Source organism: Arsenicicoccus sp. UBA6765 (assembly GCF_002453335.1).
In the GTDB taxonomy this organism is placed as follows: domain Bacteria; phylum Actinomycetota; class Actinomycetes; order Actinomycetales; family Dermatophilaceae; genus Arsenicicoccus; species Arsenicicoccus bolidensis.
In genome coordinates this window covers 13,556-36,713 of the sequence record NZ_DKGR01000030.1, presented here as the reverse complement: position 1 = coordinate 36,713, position 23,158 = coordinate 13,556, and the positions used below count along the sequence as shown (strand labels likewise).

The window sequence follows — 23,158 nt, the reverse complement described above, 5'->3', positions numbered from 1 at the left end:
GGCGCCGCGCCCGGGCGCCCCGCCCGGACGCCGCGACGAGCAGGGCGAGCAGGCCGGGCGACAGCGCGACGGCCGCCGCGTTGGACCACAGCACCCCGAAGTGCAGCAGCAGCGTCGGAAAGACCAGCGTCACCGGGAGCGCGAGGGCCACGGCCCACCGGGCCGCGGGGTCGGGCCCTGCCACCGCGCGGACCAGGAGCATCATGCCGAGCGGCCACACCACGGCCGCGAGGACGAGGACGACGACGTTGAGCGCCACCACCGGGTGCGCGCCGCCCAGCTGAGCCACCAGGGCGGCGTGGGCGTGCAGCCCCGGCGGGTAGAACGTGGTGCTCGACAGGGGCGACGAGGTGGCCCCCACGGAGTACCACCCGGCGTCGCCGGTGGCGAGCACCCTGGCCAGGGCGTTGACGTGGTAGCCGGCGTCGTGGGACTGCTGCAGCGAGCTCGGCGAGGGGATGCCGCGCACGAGGACCCACCAGGACCCGAGGACGGCGACGGCCGCGGGCCCGAGGGACGCCACGGCCGACGGGACCTTTCGCGCCCGCGGACCGGCCCGGGTCGCCCCGTCGTCGACCGCGGCCGTTCCCCGGCCGGCGAGGAGGCGCACCACCAGGAGCGTCAGCCCGCCGGCCACGACCGTGGTCAGCAGGAGCGGTATGACGCCCCAGCGCACCCCCGTCCACGTGGTCCAGGCCACGGCCGCCCCCACGACGCCGGCGGACACCACCGGCGCCGCACCCACGACCATCCGTGGGGTGGCGCGAGCCGCGACGAGCAGCAGGGCACCGGGCAGGAGGTGGAGGAGCAGGGAGACCGCCACGAGGGGCGTCGCACCCCACCAGGTCGTCCCGGTCGGGAGCACGACCCTCAGTCGACCCGGGTGACGGTCACGGCGGCCTTGTCGGCGGCCCGCTCCTCGTCGGTGCGCGCGTCGTCCGCGGAGCCGCAGCCCCCGCCGCCGCCGCAGCCGCCGCACCCACCGCCGCTTCCGCACCCACCCGTGGGCTCGGCGTGCGACGCCTCGACGTCGGCGGCGACGTTGGCGGCGTACTGCTGGGCGAGGGCGTCGGCGGCGCGGCGGGTCTCGGCATACGCCTCGGCGGAGCCGTCCTGGGCCTCGAGGAGGCCGGCGAGGAGCTGGTCCTCCTTGGCGAGGTGGGCACGGAGCAGGACGCGCAGCGCCTGCGCGTCGCCGGCGAGCTGGGCGGCGTCCTGGGCGGCGTTGACGGCGTCGACCAGACCGGCGATGACGCGGTGGTCGGCGACGAGCCCCTGCACCAGCAGGGATGCCTCGGGCACCCGCGCGGCGCGGGGATAGAGGACCTGCTCCTTGGCCACGGCGGAGGGCACGAGCTCGAACTGGCACCAGGTCGCGAGGTCGGCGTGCGCCTGCCCGAACGCGGTTGCGTCGGCAGCGCCGATCGCCCCGATCAGGGCGTCCACCGTCTGGTCGACGGTCTGCGCGAGGGCGAGGTTGTCGGCCCGCAGCCCCTCGCCGGTGGTCGTGGTCGGTGCCGTCTCGGCGACGTCGGCGACGCTCGTCATCGCGTCAGCTCCTCACCGGGCCCTGAGGCCCGTCGTGCCCGGGCGGCGCTGGGGCTCGCCCCGGGGTCCTGGTGGTTCGGTCGGGGTCTCTAGACTAGTCGTCGTGGCCATGACATCTCCGCAGCGGCCAGGCCCTGGCCCGCTGCCCGGCCCTGAGGGCACCGAGCCCCAGGTGCTGACGTCAGCACGGCAGGCGGTCCTGCGGGTGCTGCGCGAGCACGCCGCGCCCATGACGGTCGACGAGGCCGCCCAGGCGTGCGGGCTGCACAACAACACCGTCCGGGCCCACCTCGACGCGCTGGTCGAGGCCGGGTTCGCCCGCCGGTTCCGCGCCCCGATCACCGGCCGCGGTCGCCCGGCCTGGCGCTACGAGGCGACGCTGGCCGGCTCGGAGGCCGGTGCGGAGTATGCCGCCCTCGCGGTCGCCCTCGCCGACCAGGTGGCCGAGCTGCCGGGCGCCACCGACATCGCCCACGCCGCCGGCGTCGCCTGGGGCGAGTCCCTGGCCGACGACCGGTCCGTGCCCTCGCAGGCCACGCCCCGCGAGCAGCTGCGGGTGGACTTCGACCGGATGGGGTTCGCCCCGGACGACACCCCGTCCGGCCGCGGACCGAGCGGGGGCGAGGAGCTCGTCCTGCGCCAGTGCCCGATGCTCGACGCCGCCCGTCGCGTGCCGCACGTCGTGTGCACCGTGCACCATGGCCTCGCCGCCGCCCTCGTCGAGGCGGCCGGCGGCGATCCCGCGTCGGTGCGGGTCGAGCCCTTCTCGGTCCCGGGCGGGTGCCTGGTGCGGCTCGAGGACCCCGGGCCGGGGACAGGTCGCTGACGCCGCCCACCGTGGGCAGGTGCACCGGCCGCCCGAACCGGCGGTATCGTTCGACCACGTGAACGACGCCTATCGCTCCCCCGCCGCACGGGACACCGTGCACGAGTGGTGCACCGCAGCGCTCGCCGGCTGGGGCGTGGGGCACGAGTCCCGCACCCTGGAGGTGCCGGTCCACGACACCACGGTCTCGACGCACGTCGTCGCCGTCGGCGAGGGTCCCCCGCGGCTGGTCTGGCTCCCCGGGACGGCCATGAGCGCGGCGTCCAGCCTGGACGAGATCGGTACGCTTGCCGAGCACGGCACCGTGTGGGCGCTGGACCTGCCGGGCCAGCCCGGCCTGTCCGACCCGACGCGGCCCCGACGCGACACCACGGCGTGGTACTCCACCTGGCTGGAGGCAGCCCTGCACGCCATCACCCTCGAGTGGTCATCGGCCCGCGAGCTGACGCTGGTGGGCAGCGGCCTCGGGGCAGCCGTCTGCCTGAGCGCGGACTCCCCCGTCGTCACCGGACGATTCCTCGTCGGACCGGGCGGGCTCGTGCCCCCGCGCACCTCCGCGAGCCAGGTGCGCGACCGCACCCGCTGGTCGCTGCGCTCGACGCCCGTGACCGCCCGCGCCGTGCTCGGGCACCTCGTGGAGCCCGGCGGCGCCATCCCGGACACCCTCGTCGAGTGGCTGGCCCTGGTGGGGCGGACCTGCAAGACGATCAACCACCCCCGGCCCCTCCCCCAGCACTACCTCGACCGGATCGACGGCGCGCCCCTCACGGTGGTGGTCGGCGAGGACGACACCCTCGTCCCGCCGCCCGCGCTGTCGGCCACCGTCGCCCGTCGCACGAGCGCGACCGTGGTCGTCGTGGACGGCTGCGGCCACCTGCTCCCCCCGGAGCGGTGGGAGCAGGTCCTGCGAGTCCTGCCCGCGTGACCTCGTCGGCCCCTACGCTAGGAGCCGATGCGTCGAGGACCAGGGAGCGAGCCGTGACCGAGCACCTCGCTGCCCTGGTCCTCGCCCGCGCCGACGCTCACCCCGACGCCGTCGCCCTGCGGGGGCGGACCGACGACGGCTGGGCGCAGATGACCTACGCCGACCTCGCGGCCCAGGTGCGCCACGTCTCCCACGGCCTCATCGCCAGCGGCCTGCACCCGGGCGACGCCGTGGCGATCATCGCCGACAACCGGCCGCAGTGGCTGGTGACCGAGCTGGCGGTCGTCGCCTGCGCCGGCGTCGTCGTCCGGCTCGGACCCGCCACCCCGGTGGAGGAGCTCGCGGCGGTCCTGCGCGAGACCGAGACGCGCGTGGCGTTCGTGGGCGGCGACGTGCTGGTGCGCAGCATGCGGCGGCTGGCCGGGCGGCTGCCCTCCCTGCGCGTCGTCGTCTGCTTCGACGAGAACCCCGACGTGGTCCCGTACCTCGACGACTTCGTCGGCCTGTCCTTCGGCAACGCGGTGGACGACCTGGGGGCCGAGGTGGGAACCCACGGCACTTTCTCCTGGGACCGCGTGATGGCGGCGCCCTTCGACATCGCCACGGCCGCCGAGGCCGCCCGCCGCAGGGACGCCTGGTCGCCCGACGACATCGCGTTCATCGACTACACCGTGGGGGGCGCCGGCGAGCTGCGCGGCGTGGTCCACACCCACCGCTCGGCCCTGACGACGGTCAAGGCGATCGCCGAGGCGTTCCGGGTCACCGAGCCCCTGCACGAGGTCACCACCCTCCCCCTGCACCACTCGATCCAGCACGGCAGCAGCCTGATCGCCCTGTTGTCCGGCGGCTCGGTGTCCTGCGTGGGCGAGCCCGACGACATCCGGGATGCCGTCCGCGAGCTCCGCCCCACCCTGCTCATGACCTCCTTCCCGGTGCTGCGCCGCCTCGTCGGCGACGCCCTCGAGCGCGCCACCGACGAGCTGCCTCTCGGCTCGGTCCTGGTGCCCTGGTGCCGTCGCGTGTCGGTCGCGGACGCGGCCCGGCGCTCGGAGCAGCGGGGCCCCGGCGGCCCGGCGGACGAGCTGCGCTCCCGCGCGGCACGGCTCCTCGTGGGCACCCGGGTCGCGCGGGAGCTGGGCGGGCCCAAGGCCGTGCTCCTGGTCGCCGGCGTGGGGGCACCGCCGGAGATCATGAGCCTGCTCGAGACGGCGGGGCTCCCGGCATACCGCTGCTGGGGACCGCTGGAGTCCGGGGTCCTGGCGACCGTCAACGCCCCGCACGCCGCCAAGGACGGGTCGGTGGGCCGACCGCTGTCCTGCCTGTCCCTGCGCATCGACGAGGACGGTCAGGTGCTGCTGAGCGGGCCCGGCCTGATGCGGGGCTACTTCGGGCTGCCGTCCGAGACCACCCGGGTGCTGCACGACGGGTGGCTCCACACCGGCCAGATCGGCCGGGTCGACGACGACGGCTACCTGCACCTCACCAGCCGCCTCGACGACCGCATCGTCACCGAGTCGCTGCGCTACGTGTCGCCCCAGGTCGTGGAGGAGCGGCTGCGGTCGATGCCGATCATCTCCGACGTCGTCGTCGTCGGGGACGGGCGCCCCTGCCTCACGGCGATCGTGGAGGCGGACGTCGAGCTGGCCCGGCAGGCGCGGCTCGCCGCCGGTGATCCCTCCCCAGCGGACGCCGAGGCGCTGGCCGCCGACCCGCTGGTCGTGCGCGCCGTCGGCGACGCCATCCGGCTGGCCAACGCCTCCCTGTCGCCGGACCAGTGCATCCAGGGATTCCGGCTCGCCGCGTCCCCGCTCGGCCTGCTCGGCAGCCCCGCCGCCGCGGGGTTCGTGCGACGCCAGCGGGTGGAGCGCGAGTGCGCCGAGGCCATCGACGAGATGTACTCCTCGCTCGCGATGGAGCCCTCGCGGCGCTGACGATCGCCTGCCTCCGGCCTCGGACGGGCGACCGTGGGCTACCGTGAACCTGACCCACCCTCGACGGAGCTGGAGCCCCGATGCCCGTGCCTCGAAGCGACACCGCGGGAGCCGCTGCACCCGTGGTCCCGTCCCCACGATTCTCCGAGGACCACCTGGCCCGGCTCTATGCCCGGGTCGTGCGCGAGCACGGTGACCGGCCCGCGATGCGCGTGCTGGGCGAGCGGGGCTTCACCTGGTCGTATGCCGAGGTGGGTCGCCGCGTCGAGGCGGTCGCCCGGGCCCTGGTTTCCCACGGCGTGCAGCCCGGCGACCGGGTCGCGATCCTGGCTCCCAACGGCCCAGAGTGGTCGGTGGTCGACCTCGGTGCCCTGGCCGCGGGGGCGGTCCCGGTGCCGGTCTACCCGACCTCCACCGCCGACCGGGTGGGCTACGTCCTCGAGCACAGCGGCGCGGCCGCCGCGTTCGTGGGCGACGCGGACCTGCTGGACCGGGTCACGTCCACCCCCGCCGGCGCCGGCCTGCGGCTGATCGTGGCCTTCGACGACGCCCCCGGGGCGGAGCCGTGGACACGCGTGCTCAGGCACGGGGACGACGACGACGACGCGCTGGCCGCCGAGGTGGCCCGGCGCACCGAGGCCGGGCGTGGCGAGGACCTCGCCACCATCATCTACACCTCCGGCACCACCGGCCGCCCCAAGGGCGTGGCCCTCTCGCACGCGACGATGCTGCACCAGCTGCACGCGGTGGACGCGTTCTTCGACTTCGGCCCGGACGACTCGAGCCTGGCCTTCCTGCCCCTGTCGCACGCGCTCGAGCGGGCCTGGACCTACTTCGTGCTGTCCCACGGCGCCCTCAACACCTATGTGCGCGACCCCAAGACCGTCGCCGACCAGCTGCGCGAGGCACGCCCGTCCGCGCTCGTGGCGGTGCCCAAGCTCTACGAGACCGTCTACTCCGTCGCGCACGCCATGACCGACAAGAGCCCGGTGCGGCGGCGCATCTTCGACTGGGCCTTCCGGGTGGGCCACCGCGTGGGCGAGCTGCGCCTCGCGGGCCGACCGGTCCCGGCCCACCTGCGGGCCCGGCTCCGGGTCGCGGACCGGCTCGTGCTGCACAACGTGCGCGACGCCATCGGTGGGGAGAAGTCCGTCCTCGCGGTGGGCGGCGCTCCGCTGCGGGCGGAGGTCGAGGAGTTCTTCTGGGCCGCAGGGGTTCTCGTGTGCGAGGGCTACGGGATGACCGAGACCGGTCCGCTCATGACCTTCAACTGCCCCGCCGCCGTCCGGTTCGGCACGGTCGGCCGGGTCATCCTCGGCGGGGAGCTCCGGCGCGGTGACGAGGGTGAGCTCTTCTACCGCGGGCCCAACCTGATGGCGGGCTACTGGCGTGACGAGGAGGCCACGCGCCAGGTCCTCGTCGACGGCTGGCTGCGGACCGGTGACGTCGGCGAGATCGACGACGACGGCTTCGTCCACATCACCGACCGGCTCAAGGACCTCATCGTCACGCAGCAGGGCAAGAACATCGCCCCCGCCCCCATCGAGGCCCGCATCGCCGAGCATCCCGGCGTCGAGCACGCCGTGGTCATCGGGGACCGCCGCGTCTGCCTCGTCGCCCTCGTCCAGCCCACGGCCGACGCGGGGGACGACGTCCTCGAGGACGTGCGCCGGCACCTCGAGACCGTCAACGCCGACCTGCCCCACCAGGAGCAGGTCCGTGGCGTCGAGCTGCTGGACGAGCCGCTGACCATGGACGCCGGGCTGCTGACCCCGACCCTCAAGGTGCGTCGACGGGCCGTCGAGGAGAGGTTTCCCGACCAGCTCGACCGGATGTATGACGAGATCCGGCGAGCCCGCTCAGCGGGCCGCTGACCACCACGCCCGCACCGTCTCGGTGGGTCCGTCGAGCTCGGTGAAGCCGGCGTCGACCACGCTCACCGGCGCACCGGCGCACGCCCGCCAGCCGGCCTCGTCGGGACGGGCCACGCGCACGCGGTAGCCGTCCTCGGCCCACGCCTGCAGCGCCGGGTCGTCCTCGGCGAGCATGGCCTCCCAGGCGAGCTGGGCGCCGTGCCCGCACTGGGCGGCCGTCTTGCCGCTCGTCATCTCGACGTGCGGCGACAGTGCCACCGTCACGACGGCCGCCGTCCGCCCCTCCCGCTGCTCGGGCGTCGTGGCCGGATAGGTCGTCCCGCTGACCTGGAGGGCATCCAGCTCCGGAGGCAGGGGGCGGGTCGGCATCGGCACGTAGGCGCGGACCGCCGCAGGTCCGTCCGTCACCGTCACGCCCGGCACCGCCTGCGCATGCTCCCACCGCACCCCGCGGGCGCGCCGGACGAGCTTGCGGATGCGACCGTCCCGCCAGCGCCGGACGGCCTCGGACCAGTCGCCGTCACGGGCCCGGTGGTCGGCCAGCAGGGTGACGACGGCGCGCGCGGCCGTGGCGGCGACGAGGTCCTCGTCGGGCAGGTCGGCCTTGTCGTAGCGCAGCGCCACCTGCATCGCCCACGGCACGTCGGGGTCGTCGATGGGCTGGGAGCCGTCGATCGGCTCGCTGTCGTGCTGGGACATCGGGTCCTCTCCGCAGGATGGAACCCTCAGGCTAGTGCGCTCGAGGACCCCGTCCGGGCCGCGCGGGGCCGTGCCCCACCCTCCGGCCGGGCTTGACCGGGCTCGCCTTCGGCGTTGACCTGGCCGCCTGCGGCGAGGACCTGCGCACCGGCGCCGTGGTGGCCCCGTCGCGACGCCCCTGGGCGGCGCGACCAGCTCCGCGCGGAGGGGTGCTGTGACCCCTATGGCCCTTCTGCGCGTCCACCCGGGCGGGGTTCTTGGCAGCCGATGAGCGCCCGTGGCCGCCGAACGACGTCGACGCGGCGGGCATCGTGCGCCGGCTCGCCGGACGCGGTGGGCCCTCAGCCGTCTGGGCGGCCGGCGCGCTCGCTGCGGCAGGACCGACGGGCCGGGTCGTCGCCGTGGGGGCGACGCCGGCACCAGGCGCTCGCCGCAGCGCCTCCGCACCCGACGCGACGGACCCCACCGCTGTGCTCGGAGAGGGGGTGGCCGGTGCGCCACCGCCCACGGGCGGACGGGATCGTGGGGTCGCCGCGGTTGTGCCGGAGGCCGGCGTCGTGCCGCGGACGTGGAGGTGCGTGGCGGGATCGGGACGGCTGGCCGGCACGAGGCCCTGCAGGTCGACGCCGGGGCGGGAGGCGATGCCCGCGAGCGCCGCGGTCAGGACGACGGCGGTCAGGAGCACCACGCCTCCGACGATGACGGACCGGGCCGTGCTGCCCTGCTCGGGATCGATCTCGGCCTCGGAGTACACCGCGCCGAGGCGCAGCGGCACCTCCGTGTCGGAGACGATGCCGCCGGACCGAGACTCGTGGTCTGCGGGGCCCTCGGCCCACCACGGCTGCTCGATCATGACTTCCTCTCGCAGGAGGTGCGACGCGGGGCTGGCGTCCAGTGACATCACTGCACCCATCCTCCACCGAGCGTGCGCACTCGTGGCCGAGTGGATGATCGTTCACCCGGATGACCCCCGCCAAGGTGGGACATTACCGGACAGTACGGACGGCCGCCAGAGGTTGTTGAAAAGAGAACGAAAGAGTTGTCAGGCGGCGCGGCGCCGCGGCCGCAGCACGGCTCGCACGGCAGCGCCCACGACGCGGTCGTCGTCCTCGAGACCGCCCGGCAGGTGGTCGGGCACGGCGTCGTCCACCTCGGCGAGATAGGCCATGGCGGTCGCGAGCACGACCCGCTCCTCCTCGCCGAGGTGCTGCCACCCGGCCATCAGCGCCATCAGGTCGTTGGCGAGCTCGCGCATGCGGTCGGCACTGTCCGGCATGGCGCAGACGTGCTGCTCCAGGCGGCGCGAGAGGTCGATCATCGCGGCGTCGTCCACCGCGGCGACCAGTTGCTCCAGGTCCCCCCACAGGTCGGCCAGCTCGTCGCGGAAGCTCTCGAGGGCCGACATCGCACGCGTGGCTCCCGACTCCACCCTCCCTCCGGCCCGGCCGTCCCCCGTCGTGGTGCTCTCGGTGGTGTGGCGGGTCGTCGTGCCCGCGCCGTGGGTGCCATCAGTGGTCCTCACGCCATCGACCCTAGGCCGGGTGCCTGGAGGTCTGCTGGAGATTCCCCAAGAAGGGGAGGGGCCGTCCAGGACGCACGACCCCTCCCCTCCGGGCGCGATCGATCATCCGCAGTGGAGGTGCTCCTGGACCAGCGCGGCGAGGCCGTCGGCGTCGCCGTAGAGACGCTCGGAGAGGTCGTCGTCCTGGTAGGACCGCAGCATCGTCGCCTGGGCGTCGATCAGGCCGCGTGGGAACACCCCGCCCGCCTCGTAGTGCTTCCGGTCCGCCAGCAATGCCTCCGCCGAGCGGGCGCAGGACGAGGGCAGCTGGGCGAGTCCCTCGACGCGAGAGGCGTCCTCGCTCACGTAGGACCGCTGCGCGAGCTCGAGCGAGTCCTCCCCCACGAGCCCGGTCCGCGCCGCGACCGCCAGCCCCGCCAGCAGGAGGTGGACGTGCGCCGACCCGTCCGGCGACCGAACCTCGACCGTCTGGCCGGCCGTGCCGTCCACCTGCTGCGCGGGCTCGAGGGGGTTCGCGTCACGCAGCATCCGGTCACCGACGCCAGACCATCCGAGCGGCACCCGGACCAGCACCGACCGGTTGCGGTCGCCCCAGCAGATCGACGTCGGCGCCTCCTGGTGCGGGACCAGCCGGAGGTATGACGTGGGCACCGTGTTGCCGAACGCCGTCAACGACGCCGCCAGCCGCAGGTAGCCCGCGATGACGCGGCGAGCGTCGTCGGTCAGGCCCTCCGCGTCGGCGAAGACGGCCCGGCCGCCACGGGTCAGGCGGGTGTGGACGTGCATGCCGGAACCGGCCTGCCCCACGATGATCTTGGGCGCGAAGCTGACCTGCAGGCCGTGGCGGTAGGCCACCTCGCGCAGCACCCACTTGGCGAGGACGAGCTGGTCGGCAGCCTCCTCGATCGGCACGGGCAGGAACTCGATCTCGTGCTGCACCATCTCCTGCCCGTCGTGGACGATGTTGCCCACCTCGGCGTGGCCGTACTTGATCTGAGCCCCCATGCGCGCGAGGTGCGCCATCGTCTCGCGCCGGACGTGACCCCACTTCGAGTAGGGGTGGGCCTCGTGGTAGCCGCGCTGCTCGACGATCGGGTAGATCGAGTCGACCTCGCTGAACAGGTAGTACTCCAGCTCGCCGAGCGCCTCGAGCCGGCACCCGGTGGTGGCCTCGAGGTGCGCCTGGGCCTTGCGCAGGACCTGCTCGGGAGCCGACGCGAGCGGCTCGCCGTCGGCGTCGTAGAAGGAACACATCAGGTCTAGCGTCGGCTCCTCGGCGAAGGGGTTAACGAACGCCGTGCGGTACCGCGGGACGACATACAGGTCGCTGGCGCCGGCGCTCACGAACGGGAACAGGCTGGACCCGTCCACCCGCTCCCCGAGGGTGAGGATCCGGTCGAGGTGCTCGAGCGAGCCGATCGCGAAGTTGAGCTTCTTGAGGCGCCCGTCGCCCGCGACGTAGCGCAGGTCGAGCATCGTGATGCCCTGCTCCTGCACGAAGCGGACGATGTCGGCCTTGGTGAAGCTCGCGGCGGGCTTGCCGAGGGCGCGGACCAGGGTGTGCGGCGTCAGGGAACGGTCGATGTCGTGCATGTCGGCTCCTGGGGGCGGTCGCCGGGGTGTGGCGACCCGAGGTGGTGTGGCACGTCGTCGTGCGACACCACCATCGTGCCCACCGCACACCGGCGCCCGTCGTCCGGGGTGGACCTACCCGAGGTAGTCACGTCGGCCGGGGTTGGCACGCCAGGTCGATGTCACTACCTCAGGCAGGTCTGCCGGCGGCGAGGTCCGCGGCGGTCACGCCGGCGAGGGCGCGGCGCACCGACGGCACGGCCGCGACGAGGCGCTGGGTGTAGGCGTGCTGCGGGTCGTCGTAGACCTGCGCCGTCGGCCCGCTCTCGACGACCTGCCCCTCGTGCATCACCGCGACCCGGTCGCACACGTGCCGCACCACGGACAGGTCGTGCGACACGAACACCAGGGTCAGCGACAGCTCGCGGACCAGGTCGTCGATGACCCCCAGCACCTGCGCGCGCACCGAGACGTCGAGGGCAGAGACCGGTTCGTCGGCCAGCAGGATCCCCGGCGACGGCGCCAGCGCCCGCGCGATCGCGATGCGTTGCCGCTGCCCTCCCGAGAACTGGTGGGGATAGCGCCGCGCGGCGTCGGGCGAGAGCCCCACCGACGACAGCAGCTCGCCGACCCGCGCGTCGACGTCGACCGTCCGCGCGAGCCCCAGCGCGTGCAGCGGCTCGGCGACGATGGTCCCGACCCGGTGGCGCGGGTCGAGCGAGCTCATCGGGTCCTGGAAGACCACCTGCAGGCGGTGCCGCAGCCACGCCAGCTCACGGTCGGACGCCCGCGTGACGTCCCGCCCGTCGACGGCCACGGTGCCGCTCGTGGCCCGGTCGAGCCCGGCGACGATGCGGAGCAGCGTGGACTTGCCCGATCCGGACTCCCCCACGACGCCCAGCTTCTCGCCCGGCGCGACCTCCAGGCTCACGCCGCGCAGCGCCCGGACGACGGGGGCGGGCTCGAGCAGCCGGCGACGCGGCCGGGGGTAGTCCCGCGTGACGTCGTGCACCGCGATGGCCGGGGTCGTCATACGAACATCTCCGTCTGCGCGGGGTGGTGGCAGGCGAAGCCCCGCTCCCCCAGCGGGCCGGGCTCGGTCGTCCACGGCGGCGTGACCCGGCACGCGTCCGTGGCCTTCCAGCAGCGGGTGCGGAACACGCAGCCCTCGGGGAGCTCACCCGCGGGCGGGACGGACCCGGCGATGGTCCGCAGCCGCCGGGTGGCGGGATCGACCGCGAGGTCGGACGCCGCGAGCAGGCCCTGGGTGTAGCGGTGACGCGGATGCCGGAACACCTGCTCGACGGGGCCGGCCTCGACGATGCGACCGCCGTACATCACGGCGACGGACTCGCACACGGTCGCGACGACGGCCAGGTCGTGGGTGATGAACAGCAGCGCCGCGTCACGGGACTCGACGCCGCGCACGACGAGGTCGAGCACCTCCGCCTGCACCGTCACGTCGAGCGCGGTCGTGGGCTCGTCGCAGATGAGCAGGGCGGGGTCGTTGGCCAGGGCGATGGCGAGGACCACCCGCTGGCGCTGGCCGCCGGACAGCTGGTGGGGATAGGCCCGGGCGAGGTCCGCGGGATCAGGCAGCCGGACGGCCTCGAGCAGCTCGGCGGCCCGGGCCCGGGCCGCCGCCCGCGACGGCTGGGTCCCGTGGATGGTCATGGCCTCGGCCACCTGGTCGCCGACGCGCATCGTGGGGTTGAGGGCGGTGAGCGGCTCCTGGAAGACCATGGCGACGTCCCGGCCCCGGACCGCCGACAGCTCCTCCTCGGACGCGCCCACGACGTCATGCCGCACGCCCGCGAGCCGGATCGACCCGCTCGCCCGCAGGGTGCGGGGCAGCAGGCCCATGATGGCCAGCGAGGTGATCGACTTGCCAGAGCCCGACTCGCCGATCAGCCCCACCCGCTCCCCCGGTGCGATCGTCAGCGACACGTCCTCGAGCAGGCGGGTGTCCCCCGCGTCGATGGCGAGCCCGCTGATCTCGAGCACGTTGCCGCTCATCGGCGGTCCTCCAGCGTGGGGTCGAGCAGGTCGCGCAGGCCGTCGCCCAGCAGGTTGAAGCCGAGGACCGCGAGGGCGATGGCGAGCCCGGGGATCCAGGCGAGGCGGGGCGTCTGCCACAAGGTGGCCTGGCTGTCGTAGAGCATGCGCCCCCAGCTCGGCACGTCGGGCGGCGTCCCGACCCCGAGGTAGGACAGGCCGGCCTCGGCGAGGATCGCCATGCCGAAGGCCACGGACGACTGCACGATGACGAGGTTGGCGACGCCGGGCAGCACGTGGTGCACCGCGATCCCGAGGGGGGTGCGGCCGGCGGACCGGGCGGCCATGACGTACTCGCGCTGCATGATCGACAGCACACCCGAGCGCGTCACCCGCGCGAAGGTGGGGATCGACGCGATGCCGATCGCGACCATCGCCACCGTGGTCGAGCCGCCGCGCACGGCCGCCAGCATGATCGCCAGCAGGAGCGCGGGGAACGCCAGCAGCAGGTCGTTGGCCCGCATCACCAGCCGGCCCACCAGGCCGCCGCGCATGCCCGCGAGCACGCCGAGCGGCACCCCCACGACGGCGGCCAGCCCGACCGCGACGATGCCCACCAGCAAGGTGGTGCGTGCGCCCACCATCAGCCGCGACAGCTCGTCCTGGCCCAGCCGGTCGGTGCCGAGCGGATAGCCGGCCATCGGGCCGCGCAGCGCCACGGACCCGTCGGTGAGGCCGGGCGGGTGCGGGGTCCAGACGAAGCTGACCAGCGCCGTCACGACGACCAGCCCGACCAGGACGGTGCCGACGACCAGCGACGCGTCGACCCGACGACGACCACGGGCGGCGGAGGATGCGGGGGTCCGGCTGCTCATCGCGCCCCCGTCCGCAGGCGGGGGTCGAGCACCAGGTAGAGCACGTCGACCAGCAGGTTGATCAGCAGGACCGCCACGACCAGCACCATGACGACGTCCTGGACCACGACGAGGTCGCGGTTGCCGACGCTGTCCAGCAGCAGCGACCCGAGCCCAGGTATGACGAACACCCGCTCCACGACGACCGCCCCGATGAGCGTCGTCGCCAGCTGCAGGCCAAGGACGGTCATCACGGGGACCGACGCGTTGCGCAGGCCGTGCCGCACGAGCGCGGGCCCGGGACGCAGCCCCTTGGCGCGGGCCGTGCGCAGGTAGTCCTCGTGCAGCACGTCGAGGATGGCGGACCGCACGTAGCGCGCCAGCACCGCGGCCTGCACGATGCCCAGAGAGAGGGCGGGCAGGATCAGCTGCTTGACGAACATCGCGGGGTCCTGCGCGGGCGGCGTCCACCCGTTGGCGGGCAGCCAGCGCAGCTGCACGGAGAAATGGCTGATGAGCAGCACGCCCACGAGGAACGCCGGCACGGCCACCCCCACCTGGGACAGCGCCGCCAGCACGACCCCGGCGGGTCGTCGGTGGTGCAGCGCGGTCAACGTGCCGAGCGGTATGGCCACCAGCACGGCCACCACCATCGCGGCGAGGACGAGCAGCAGGGACACCTGGAGGCGGTCGGCGACCTGCGGGGCGATGTCGGCGCGGGACACGTAGGACTGGCCCAGGTCGCCGGTCACGAGGCCCCGCAACCACTCGGCATACTGCACGACCAGCGGCCGGTCGAGCCCGAACTCGTGCCGAAGCGCGGTCACGGCCTCCTCGGTCGCGTTGGTGCCGAGGGCCACCCGTGCGGGGTCACCCGGCAGCAGCACCATGAAGCCGAAGACGAGGACGCTGCTGACCAGCAGCGACACCAGGAAGGTCCCGACGCGGCGCAGCAGTCCGAGGAGCATGGGCTGGGGGTCGGGGTCGGAGGTCAGGACCGCGACAGGTGCGCGAGGTCGAGGGTCTCGCCGACCGCGTTGGTCGGCAGGCCGGTGATGTCCTTGTCGGCGACGACGAGGTTGGGCATGAGGAAGAGCACGTCCGACGCGGCGTCCTCGGCGGTGAGGCGCGCGACCTTCTTCATGTGCTCGACCTGCTGGGCCTCGGTGCCGGCGTCGGCCGCGGCGAGCTCGGCCTGGACCGCCTTGTTGTCGTACTTCGTGTAGTAGTCCGGGTTGCCGAACATGCGCCCGATGTCGCGCGGCTCGACGTGGGCGACGATCGTCAGGTCGTAGTCCGCGCCCTTGAACACGTCGCTGAGCCAGGTCGGGAAGTCCACCTGGTCGATCGAGACCTTGAGCCCGGCCTGCTCGAGGTCGGACTTGACCACCTGGCCGCAGGTCGTGGCGTAGGGCGCGGCGGGCAGCCGCAGCCGCAGCGTCTTGCCGGCCGCGCCGGTGTCCTTGAGGGCCTGGGTCGCCTTGGCGCGGTCGAACGGCGCGACGCCCGTGAGGTCTTCGTACCACGGGTCGGTCGGCGGGACCATGGCCCCGAGGAGCGTGCCGTGACCGGCCCAGCAGGTCTGCAGGAGGGACTTGTGGTCGATGGCCTGGCGGATGGCCTGACGGACGGCCTTGTCCTTGAGCAGGGGGCGTGAGCTGTTCATCGTGAGCATGACCTCGCCGTTGGTCGTGCCCTCGATCACCTTGTACTTGTCGTTGGACGTGAACTGCTGCAGGGACTCCGGCGACTGGACCGTGCCGATGACGTCGATGGTCCCCGACAGCAGCGCGTTGCTCAGCGCCGCCGCGTCCTTGATGTAGCGCAGGGTCACCCGCTCGAAGTAGGGCTTGGCGCCGTGGTAGGAGTCGTTGCGGCGCAGCACGATCGAGTCGCCGCGCCGCCACTCGCCCAGGGTGTAGGGGCCGGTGCCGACAGGCTTGGTCGCGAGGTCCGCGACCCCGGTGCGGCTGAAGACCGCGCCGATGCGGGTGGTCATCGCGTAGAGCCAGGAGTTGCTGGGGCGGGCGAGCGTGACCTGCACCTTGGTCGGCGACACGGCCTTGGCCTCGCTCACGACGTCCATGGACTTCTTGACCGAGACGGCCCAGTCGGACTTGACCCGGTTGATCGAGAACACCACGTCGTCGGCGGTGAGCGGGGCGCCGTTGCTGAACTTCGCCCCCTCCACGAGGTCGAAGGTGTACGTCTTGCGGTCGGGGCTGATGGTCCAGCTCTTGGCGAGCGCCGGCTGGACAGCGCCCTTCTCGTCGACCTTGACCAGGCCCTCGTAGACGTTGCCGAGCAGCGCCTGCGCGATGGCCGCCCCGTCCGACTTCGTGAAGTCCATGCTCGTGGGCTCGAGCACCAGACCGATGGCGACGTCCTTGCTGCCCGCGCCGGCCTGGCCGGAGGCGCTGCCGCTCGAGCCCGTCGTGGAGGAGCCGGCGTTGCACGCCGACAGGGCGAGGACGCTCGCGGTGGCGACGGCGACGATCGCGCGTCGGCGGAACAGCTGGGTCATGCACGTCTCCTGCTCACGGTGGTGCTGCCGGCCCGCCTGCGTCGGTGCCGCGGGTGCGCCAAGTCTGACACGGCGCGCCGCGACGTCTGACGAGGTCAGTCGACGACGCGCAGCCGGATGGTCTCCGGCAGGTCGTGCAGCTCGGCGAGGGCGCCCTCGTTGAGGGGCGAGTCCACGTCGGTGACGACATAGCCCACGTGGCCCTGCGTGCCGAGGAGCTGGCCGCCGATGTTGACGCCGTGCGAGGCCAGGATCTGGTTGACCTTGGCCAGGACGCCGGGGGTGTTGGTGTGGAAGTGCGTGAGGCGGTGGTCCCCGGGGACGTGCTGCAGGGTGAGCGCCGGCAGGTTGACCGACAGGGTGGTCGTGCCGTAGGCCACGAAGTCCCGCAGCTTGCCCGCCACGAACCGGCCGATGTCCTCCTGCGCCTCCTCGGTGGACCCGCCGACGTGGGGCGTGAGCACCGTGTTGGGCAGGCCCTGCAGGGGCGAGCTGAACGGATCGCCGGACTTCTTGGGCTCGACGGGGAAGACGTCGACGGAGGCGCCGGCGATGTGCCCCGACTGCAGGCTGTCCCGCAGCGCCTCGTAGTCGACGAGGAAGCCGCGCGAGAGGTTGAGGAAGAGCGACCGGGGGCGCATGCGCTCGAACTGCTCGCGGCCGAAGAACCCCGCGTTGCCGTCGCGCCCGTCGACGTGCAGGGTCACGGCCTCCGCGATGTCGAGCAGCTCCTCCAGGCTGCTGCAGCGGCGGGCGTTGCCCAGCGCGAGGCGGTCCTGGATGTCGTAGAAGTAGACCTCCATGCCGAGCATCTCGGCGACCACGGACAGCTGCGAGCCGATGTTGCCGTAGCCGACGATGCCGAGGCGACGCCCGCGGATCTCGTGCGAGCCCTTGGCGTCCTTGCGCCACACGCCCTCGTGCAGCGCCTTGTCCTTCTCGGTCAGCCGGCGCGCCATGACGATGATCTCGGCGAGGGCCAGCTCGACCACCGACCGGGTGTTGGAGTACGGCGCGTTGAAGGCCGGGATGCCGCGCTCGGCGGCCGGGGCCAGCGCGATCTGGTTCGTGCCGATGCAGAAGGCGCCGATGGCCAGCAGGTCGTCCGCGGCCTCGACGACCGCGGGGGTCACCTCGGTCTTGGACCGTATGCCGAGCAGCTGCACCCCGCGCAGCGCCTCGACGAGCTCGGCCTCGTCCAGGGCTCCGGGACGGTGGTCGACCTCGATGCCCGCCTCGGTCAGGATGGTCGTGGCGAGGGGGTGGACGTTCTCGAGCAGCAGGGCCTTCATGGCGCCATCGTGTCAGTGCTCACGGCTGGGGTGCGGGAGGCGTCCGGCATACGACTGTCCACGACGCCCGCACGACGCCTCAGGACACGCGCGAGAGCAGACCCGCGCGCGCCAGCTCCACGGCCCGCTGCCGGGCGCCGTCGAGCGGCGCCTCCGGCCCGGTGGCGCTCACCACGAGCTCGACGGGGACGACCGCCTCCCGTCGCAGGTGCGCGTCGAGCGCGTCGGCAAGGGCGGGTTCCCGACCCCACGGACCGCTCAGGACGACGCGGCCAGGGTCGAGGAGCGCGATCGCGGAGCAGAGCACACCGCCGACAGCCTCGACGACGCGAGCTCCTTTGCCCCGCAGGGGCGCTCGCCGCAGGAGCGACCCCATTGCCGCCACGTCGACCACCGTGCCCCCGTCCACGGTGAGGCCCTCGTCGACCAGCACGTCGAGCAGCCTGGCAGCGGGCCGGGCAGACCCCCTCCCTCCCACCCGCGTCGTCACGTAGGCCGCCTCCCCGGCCAGCCCCCGCGCCCCCCGGACGAGGCGGCCGTCCGCCACGAGGGCCCCGCCGATCCCTGACCCGAGGTGGAGCTGCAGGAAGGTGTCCACGAGGTCACCGCGGCGCCGACCGTGAGCCAGCTCGGCGACGGCGGCCCAGTGCACGTCGTTGTCGATCTCGGCGGCCTCGCCGACGACATCACGCACGCACGCCTCGCCCAGCACGAACGGCGACCCCTGCAGGTGGACGAGCCGCCCGGTGCGGTGCTCCACCGGGTCGGCCACCGAGACGGCGATGGACGCCTCGGCAGGCGAGCCGCCGTCGACCAGGTCGCCCAGCACGGCGGCCAGCTCGGCCAGGAGCTCGTCGGCGGTGACGGTCAGCCCCACCGGCCGCTCGACCCGCCTCACGAGATCGCCTCGCACGTCGAGGGACTCGCCGACCACGAGGTGCGGTCCGGCGTGCAGGGCCACGGCCAGCCCGGCCCCCGCGGAGAGCTCGTAGTAGGTGCCCGCCCTCCCCCGCGAGCCCTCCTGCCGCCCGGCCTCGCAGAGCACGCCGAGCTCGCCCAGCCGGCGGACCGACTCCGAGACGGTGGGCTTGGACACGCCTGTGGCCTGCGCGATCTCGGCGCGGGTCCGGCGCCCGAGGTCGATGACGGACTCGAGCACGAGCCGGTCGGTGGCCCCGCGCACGAGGCCCAGGCCCGTCGGGGCGTCGGTCGTCGACATACGGCCCTCGTCTCTCGCGCGGACCGTTGCCCGACGCGGTTAGTTAGGAACCCTTGCAAAATAGCAGATGCCGTGCCACTCTTTTGGTAAGGAGCCCAAACGAAGTCGATGGAGATGCTCATGACGGTCACCGACCTGCCCGCCCTCCCCCACTGGGAGACCACCCCCGAGGACCTGCCCGCGGCCATCCGCGAGGTCAAGGCCGCGCTCCGCGCCCGGATCGCCGCCAGCGGCCGCACGGTCGAGGAGGTCTTCGCCGTCGTCGAGGCCAAGGTCCGCGAGGAGGTCGAGGCGATCCGCGCCGACCGGGAGGCGGGTCGACCGGTCTGGCCCGAGATCGCCTACGCGGACATCGAGGCCGGCACGGTCCCGGACGACCAGCTCGCGCTCCTGCGGCGCCGCGGCTGCGCGATCGTCCGCGGCCACTTCCCCCGCGAGCAGGCCGAGGCATGGGACCGCGAGGTCGTGGACTACGTCGACCGCAACCGGTTCTTCGAGGACTACCGCGGCCCCGGCGACGACTTCTTCGGGACGGTGGGGTCCAAGCCCGAGATCTACCCCGTCTACTGGTCGCACCCCCAGATGGAGGCCCGGCAGCACCCGCGGATGGCCCGCGTGCAGGCCTTCCTCAACGGGCTGTGGCGGCACGAGTCCGAGGGCCGCAGCTGGTTCGACCCGGGTCGCGACTCGCTCTATCCCGACCGCATCCGGCGCCGCCCGCCGGGCGCCTCAAGCCAGGGCCTGGGCGCGCACCTCGACCCCGGCACCCTGGACCTGTGGATGAGCGAGGGCTACCAGCGCCACTTCCGCCACCTGTTCGACGGCTGGCCCGAGGCCTACGACCCCTGGGACGCGGCCTACCGCACCGAGGCGGCGCAGTACCCGGGATCGACCATGTGCTCGGCCTTCCGGACCTTCCAGGGCTGGACGGCGCTGTCCGAGATGCGCCACGACCAGGGCGTGCTCTACACCGTCCCGATCCCGCACGCGATGGCCTATCTCATGCTGCGCCCGCTGCTGCCGGACGTGCCCGACGACTCGATGTGCGACGTCACGGTCAACCAGGTCTTCCCCGCCAACGAGCGGTGGCACCCGCTCCTCCTGGAGGCCACCGCCGGCATCCCCGACGTGGCGCCCGGGGACTCCGTGTGGTGGCACTGCGACATGATCCACGGGGTCGAGCCGGTCGAGGACCAGCAGGGTTGGGGCAATGTGATGTACATCCCGGCCGCGCCGTGGTGCGCCAAGAACGAGGCCTACGCCGACCACGTCCGCAAGGCCTTCCGCGCCGGCGAGTCGCCCTACGACTTCCCGGAGGAGCACTACGAGTCGAGCTGGCCGGACCGCTTCCGCGAGGACGAGCTCTCCGAGGTCGGACGACGCGGGATGGGCCTCACCGACTGAACAGATCGGCTGACCGACCGGCACACCGCTGAGCCGCCCGCTGGCTCAGCGGTGCTCGCCCGCGTCGACGTCGCGGTGCCAGGAGCAGGTGCGATAGGCGGTCTCCCAGCCCAGGGAGCGATAGAGCGCGTCCGCGCCGGTGGGCGAGTCGTCGTCGACCTCGAGCCCCACCCGGTTGCGCCCCTGCAGCGCCGCATCGCCGATCACCGTGCGCAGCAACGCCTTTGCCACGCCGCGGCCGCGAGCCCGGCGGTGCACGCCGATGTAGTCGACGTAGCTGCCCTGCACGCCGTCCCGGTCCGGGGCGACCACCGTGCCGACGAGGGCGCCGCCGGCGAGCCAGGCTCCCCCGCCCTCCGCGTCGTCGCGCACCTCGGCCAGCCACCAGGAGTCCCACCGGTGACCCGGGTCCTCCTGCAGGCGCTGCACGAACTCGGGGAAGCTCTCGCGATAGCTGTTGAAGTGGTCGGCGAAGGACTCCTCCAGCATCTCGTGGATGATCTGGATGTCCTCGGCGACGGGAAGCCCGTTGGTGTGCAGACGGACTCGCCTCACCCTGACCCCGTCCCGAGGGACGGGGAGGGTGGCCGGGTGGTCGGCCTCGGGGTCGACCGGCCGGGTCATCTGCAGCCAGGTGCGCGTATGCCGGAAGCCGGCGCGTCGCAGCCACCCCGCCTGGCGCTCGTCACCGGCATACGAGCCCATGTCGATCTGGGTGGAGCCCAGGCGTCGCAGGTGGGCGATCGCGCGGGCCGCCTCCTCGACGCGGTCGAGCAGGGCGCGGGCCACCGCACCCTCGATGTCCTTGGCGTCCTGGGGCTCGACGCCCTCGTTGCCCTCGGCGCCCGCGCCGAATTGCTCGTCCAGGCCCGGCTCGACCGTGACGTGCGCGAGGACGCGACCGGCGGCTCGGTCGTGGGCCGCTGCCCAGCCTCGGACCACGCCTGCTGGGTCGACGGCCACCGCCTGCCGCCGCGTCCAGGAGGCGACGCCGGTGATCTCGTGCAGCACGGTGCGGACGTCCGCCGTCGCGCCGGGGACCGCCCGGTCCGTGACGGCGGCGCGCAGCCAGGCGAGCCGTTGGACGTCGCGCTCGTCGGGGACCCGCAGCGTCCAGCCGGGAGGCAGTCCCTCGACGGGCAGGGTGGCGGGGCGGAGGGACGGCGGTGTCGTCTCGGGCATGCCTCCCATCATCCCAGCCACGCCACCTGGCCGCCCATCACGGCGTGGGCGCCCGCCCCCCGGGATCCGGGAGACGGGCGCCCACGTCCGTGCAGCTCAGTCGTGCAGCTCAGCGGGTCAGTGCTTCTTGGTGACCGCCTTCAGGGCGTCCACGATGCCGTCGCCGTAGAAGTTGTTGAACTCGGTGGTGCCCGTGCAGGTCGCCGTGTAGGCGGCGGAGACGCCGGGGTAGACCATGGTGGCCGGGTTCGGGCAGGCGTGGTCGGTGGCGGTGCGCATCAGGATCTTCTCGGTCTGGTTGGGGGTCAGCGCCTTGCCGCCCTGGCGCGGGTCACGGTGTCCCCAACGGTCGACGATGAGCGCGGCGACGCCGGTGGCGTGCGGCGCGGCCATCGAGGTGCCCTGCAGGTAGGTGTAGTAGCCGTCGCCCTGCTTGATGACGAAGTCGTTGGTGGGCTCGCCCGTCACCGGGTCGATGTCGCCCTCGGCGATGCCGACGGCCTTGGGCATGGCGGCGAGGATGACGTTGCCGGGCTTGCGGTACTGAGGTGTGCCGTAGTAGTCGCGGATGTCGCCGCCGGGAGCCGCGACGTCCACGGACTTGAGGCCATAGCTGGAGTAGTAGGCCTTGCGCGTGGTCGGCCCCACGGACGTGACGGTGAGGACGTGGTCACCCTCGGTCGGCAGGTCGAGGCAGGAGTTGTCGATCTGGCGCGTCTTGGCCGCGCCCTCCGGGTAGTCCGGGGAGGAGTCGTCCACCGTGGGGTTGTCCAGGTCGGTGGCGGAGTTGCCGGCGGCGGCGATCAGCGTGACGCCCTTGCCGCGGGCGTAGCGCAGGGCTCGGTTGGTGGCCTCGATCGTCAGACGCTGCTGGGCCTGCTCCTCGGCGGAGTCGGCCGGGTTGTTGGCGCAGTTGAACGCCCACGGGTCGATGTAGTAGCTCATGTTGACCACGTCGATGCCGTTGTTGCCGGCGTAGGTCAGCGCCTTGACCGTCGGCTCGAGGAAGAAGTAGCCCGAGTCCTGCCCGGCCCGCAGGTTGACGATGCTGGCCTCGGGAGCGACGCCGGCGATGCCCTGGCCGTTGACCGGGGAGGCGATCGTGCTGGCGACGTGGGTGCCGTGGCCGCCCTCGTCGACGGTGGCCGGGTCGTCGCAGGAGCCGTCAGGGTCGGTCGAGCAGGCGCCGTCGATGTCGGGCATGTCGCGGGTGAAGTTGCGCGACAGGGCGAAGTCGAAGTTGGGGCGGATGTCCGGGTGGGACGCGTCGACGCCGGTGTCGATCACGCCGACGCGGACGCCGCGACCGGTGGCGATGCGGTGCGCCTCCGCGGTGTGGATCATCCGCATGTCCCACTGCAGGGGAGCGAGCGGCTCGCCGTTGGTGTTGACGTTGGGTGCCGGGGCCTTCTTGCCGCGACCCTGGGCACGCTCGGCGCGCAGCCGCTCGATGTCCGACGTGGAGGCCTTGGCCGGCTTGCGCCTGAAGCCGACGACGCGGTCGGCGGCCGCGGTGTCCACCGCTGCGGAGTCGCGCACGTCGGCGGTGAAACGGGTCTTGGTGGTGGTGACGGAGTAGAGGCCGATGGCCGAGTCGACGGAGGTCACGGTGCCTCCGGCGCGGGTGATGGCGGCGCGGACGGCACCGTCCTGAGCGCCGTTCTCGGCGAGCACCAGGACCGAGCGAGCGGGTCCGTCCTGGTCGGCGGAGGCGGGGGTGGCTGCGGCGAGTCCGGCCAGGACCGTCGAGGCACCGAGAGCGGCGGCCAGGACACGACGTTGTGTGGTCAC

Annotated in this window: 20 protein-coding genes; 5 read left to right on the top strand and 15 right to left on the bottom strand. The window is 73.5% G+C overall.

Translation table 11 applies throughout. The features are described from left to right. Positions 1-865: DUF6541 family protein (locus B4K29_RS08760; RefSeq protein WP_313666878.1), on the bottom strand; the 865-nt coding region annotated here is incomplete at its 3' end. Between the two features lie 5 nt (positions 866-870). Continuing rightward, positions 871-1,548, bottom strand: a complete 678-nt coding sequence (locus B4K29_RS08755; protein WP_239264662.1) for a hemerythrin domain-containing protein — start codon at positions 1,546-1,548, stop codon at positions 871-873. A 109-nt stretch (positions 1,549-1,657) separates the two neighbouring features. Between B4K29_RS08755 and B4K29_RS08750 the strand changes: the two genes are divergently transcribed. From B4K29_RS08750 to B4K29_RS08735, 4 genes are all read left to right on the top strand, one after another. Then, positions 1,658-2,374 carry a helix-turn-helix transcriptional regulator gene (locus tag B4K29_RS08750; RefSeq protein ID WP_286967077.1) on the top strand — a complete coding sequence of 239 codons (717 nt, stop codon included), beginning with the start codon at positions 1,658-1,660 and terminating at the stop codon, positions 2,372-2,374. Positions 2,375-2,432: 58 nt separating this feature from the next. Beyond that, positions 2,433-3,299 carry an alpha/beta fold hydrolase gene (locus B4K29_RS08745; RefSeq protein WP_239264665.1) on the top strand — a complete coding sequence of 289 codons (867 nt, stop codon included), beginning with the start codon at positions 2,433-2,435 and terminating at the stop codon, positions 3,297-3,299. Between the two features lie 53 nt (positions 3,300-3,352). Next, on the top strand, positions 3,353-5,230 hold the full coding sequence (locus B4K29_RS08740; RefSeq protein WP_286967076.1) for an AMP-dependent synthetase/ligase: 1,878 nt from the start codon (positions 3,353-3,355) through the stop codon (positions 5,228-5,230). Positions 5,231-5,310: 80 nt separating this feature from the next. After that, complete coding sequence (locus B4K29_RS08735) at positions 5,311-7,104, top strand: AMP-dependent synthetase/ligase (protein WP_286967075.1); 1,794 nt, start codon at positions 5,311-5,313, stop codon at positions 7,102-7,104. Here the strand turns inward: B4K29_RS08735 and B4K29_RS08730 are convergent. The 11 genes from B4K29_RS08730 to B4K29_RS08680 all read right to left on the bottom strand — a co-directional run bounded on the left by B4K29_RS08730 (position 7,090) and on the right by B4K29_RS08680 (position 18,781). Then, the gene (locus tag B4K29_RS08730; RefSeq protein WP_286959617.1) at positions 7,090-7,803 is read right to left on the bottom strand and encodes a peptidyl-tRNA hydrolase; all 714 of its coding nucleotides are present in this window, start codon (positions 7,801-7,803) and stop codon (positions 7,090-7,092) included. The genes B4K29_RS08735 and B4K29_RS08730 overlap by 15 nt on opposite strands. 31 nt (positions 7,804-7,834) lie before the next feature. Beyond that, on the bottom strand, positions 7,835-8,707 hold the full coding sequence (locus B4K29_RS08725; RefSeq protein ID WP_286967074.1) for a hypothetical protein: 873 nt from the start codon (positions 8,705-8,707) through the stop codon (positions 7,835-7,837). A 138-nt stretch (positions 8,708-8,845) separates the two neighbouring features. Further along, positions 8,846-9,325, bottom strand: coding sequence for a hypothetical protein (locus B4K29_RS08720; protein WP_286958538.1), 480 nt, complete (start codon positions 9,323-9,325; stop codon positions 8,846-8,848). A 102-nt stretch (positions 9,326-9,427) separates the two neighbouring features. Further along, complete coding sequence (locus tag B4K29_RS08715; RefSeq protein ID WP_286958537.1) at positions 9,428-10,918, bottom strand: glutamine synthetase family protein; 1,491 nt, start codon at positions 10,916-10,918, stop codon at positions 9,428-9,430. Between the two features lie 169 nt (positions 10,919-11,087). Next, a complete protein-coding gene (locus tag B4K29_RS08710; protein WP_239264680.1) occupies positions 11,088-11,930 on the bottom strand; it encodes an ATP-binding cassette domain-containing protein in 843 nt (280 codons plus the stop codon). Then, the gene (locus B4K29_RS08705) at positions 11,927-12,913 is read right to left on the bottom strand and encodes an ABC transporter ATP-binding protein (protein WP_286958536.1); all 987 of its coding nucleotides are present in this window, start codon (positions 12,911-12,913) and stop codon (positions 11,927-11,929) included. The genes B4K29_RS08710 and B4K29_RS08705 overlap by 4 nt, the downstream gene beginning before the upstream one ends. Next, positions 12,910-13,767, bottom strand: coding sequence for an ABC transporter permease (locus tag B4K29_RS08700; protein WP_019287148.1), 858 nt, complete (start codon positions 13,765-13,767; stop codon positions 12,910-12,912). Before B4K29_RS08700 ends, B4K29_RS08705 begins: the two co-directional genes overlap by 4 nt. Further along, complete coding sequence (locus tag B4K29_RS08695; protein ID WP_286958533.1) at positions 13,764-14,714, bottom strand: ABC transporter permease; 951 nt, start codon at positions 14,712-14,714, stop codon at positions 13,764-13,766. Before B4K29_RS08695 ends, B4K29_RS08700 begins: the two co-directional genes overlap by 4 nt. A 23-nt stretch (positions 14,715-14,737) precedes the next feature. Further along, positions 14,738-16,270 carry an ABC transporter substrate-binding protein gene (locus B4K29_RS08690; protein WP_029212284.1) on the bottom strand — a complete coding sequence of 511 codons (1,533 nt, stop codon included), beginning with the start codon at positions 16,268-16,270 and terminating at the stop codon, positions 14,738-14,740. Between the two features lie 95 nt (positions 16,271-16,365). Beyond that, a complete protein-coding gene (gene serA / locus B4K29_RS08685; RefSeq protein ID WP_019287145.1) occupies positions 16,366-17,562 on the bottom strand; it encodes a phosphoglycerate dehydrogenase in 1,197 nt (398 codons plus the stop codon). Positions 17,563-17,641: 79 nt separating this feature from the next. After that, on the bottom strand, positions 17,642-18,781 hold the full coding sequence (locus tag B4K29_RS08680; protein WP_286958532.1) for an ROK family transcriptional regulator: 1,140 nt from the start codon (positions 18,779-18,781) through the stop codon (positions 17,642-17,644). A 120-nt stretch (positions 18,782-18,901) separates the two neighbouring features. Between B4K29_RS08680 and B4K29_RS08675 the strand changes: the two genes are divergently transcribed. Further along, positions 18,902-20,185, top strand: coding sequence for a DUF1479 domain-containing protein (locus B4K29_RS08675; protein WP_286958531.1), 1,284 nt, complete (start codon positions 18,902-18,904; stop codon positions 20,183-20,185). A gap of 45 nt (positions 20,186-20,230) precedes the next feature. On the opposite strand, the gene B4K29_RS08670 is transcribed toward B4K29_RS08675, so the two are convergent. After that, a complete protein-coding gene (locus B4K29_RS08670; RefSeq protein WP_286958530.1) occupies positions 20,231-21,367 on the bottom strand; it encodes a GNAT family N-acetyltransferase in 1,137 nt (378 codons plus the stop codon). A gap of 117 nt (positions 21,368-21,484) precedes the next feature. Next, positions 21,485-23,158, bottom strand: coding sequence for a S8 family peptidase (locus B4K29_RS08665; protein WP_286967072.1), 1,674 nt, complete (start codon positions 23,156-23,158; stop codon positions 21,485-21,487).

Bases quoted from the DNA above. Each gene is read 5' to 3' on its own strand.
- B4K29_RS08670 (WP_286958530.1), bottom strand. From the start codon at position 21,367: ATGCCCGAGACGACACCGCCGTCCCTCCGCCCCGCCACCCTGCCCGTC.
- B4K29_RS08675 (WP_286958531.1), top strand. From the start codon at position 18,902: ATGACGGTCACCGACCTGCCCGCCCTCCCCCACTGGGAGACCACCCCC.
- B4K29_RS08710 (WP_239264680.1), bottom strand. From the start codon at position 11,930: ATGACGACCCCGGCCATCGCGGTGCACGACGTCACGCGGGACTACCCC.
- B4K29_RS08730 (WP_286959617.1), bottom strand. From the start codon at position 7,803: ATGTCCCAGCACGACAGCGAGCCGATCGACGGCTCCCAGCCCATCGAC.
- B4K29_RS08680 (WP_286958532.1), bottom strand. From the start codon at position 18,781: ATGTCGACGACCGACGCCCCGACGGGCCTGGGCCTCGTGCGCGGGGCC.
- B4K29_RS08695 (WP_286958533.1), bottom strand. From the start codon at position 14,714: ATGCTCCTCGGACTGCTGCGCCGCGTCGGGACCTTCCTGGTGTCGCTG.
- serA (WP_019287145.1), bottom strand. From the start codon at position 17,562: ATGAAGGCCCTGCTGCTCGAGAACGTCCACCCCCTCGCCACGACCATC.
- B4K29_RS08715 (WP_286958537.1), bottom strand. From the start codon at position 10,918: ATGCACGACATCGACCGTTCCCTGACGCCGCACACCCTGGTCCGCGCC.
- B4K29_RS08735 (WP_286967075.1), top strand. From the start codon at position 5,311: ATGCCCGTGCCTCGAAGCGACACCGCGGGAGCCGCTGCACCCGTGGTC.
- B4K29_RS08750 (WP_286967077.1), top strand. From the start codon at position 1,658: ATGACATCTCCGCAGCGGCCAGGCCCTGGCCCGCTGCCCGGCCCTGAG.
- B4K29_RS08700 (WP_019287148.1), bottom strand. From the start codon at position 13,767: ATGAGCAGCCGGACCCCCGCATCCTCCGCCGCCCGTGGTCGTCGTCGG.
- B4K29_RS08690 (WP_029212284.1), bottom strand. From the start codon at position 16,270: ATGACCCAGCTGTTCCGCCGACGCGCGATCGTCGCCGTCGCCACCGCG.
- B4K29_RS08755 (WP_239264662.1), bottom strand. From the start codon at position 1,548: ATGACGAGCGTCGCCGACGTCGCCGAGACGGCACCGACCACGACCACC.
- B4K29_RS08705 (WP_286958536.1), bottom strand. From the start codon at position 12,913: ATGAGCGGCAACGTGCTCGAGATCAGCGGGCTCGCCATCGACGCGGGG.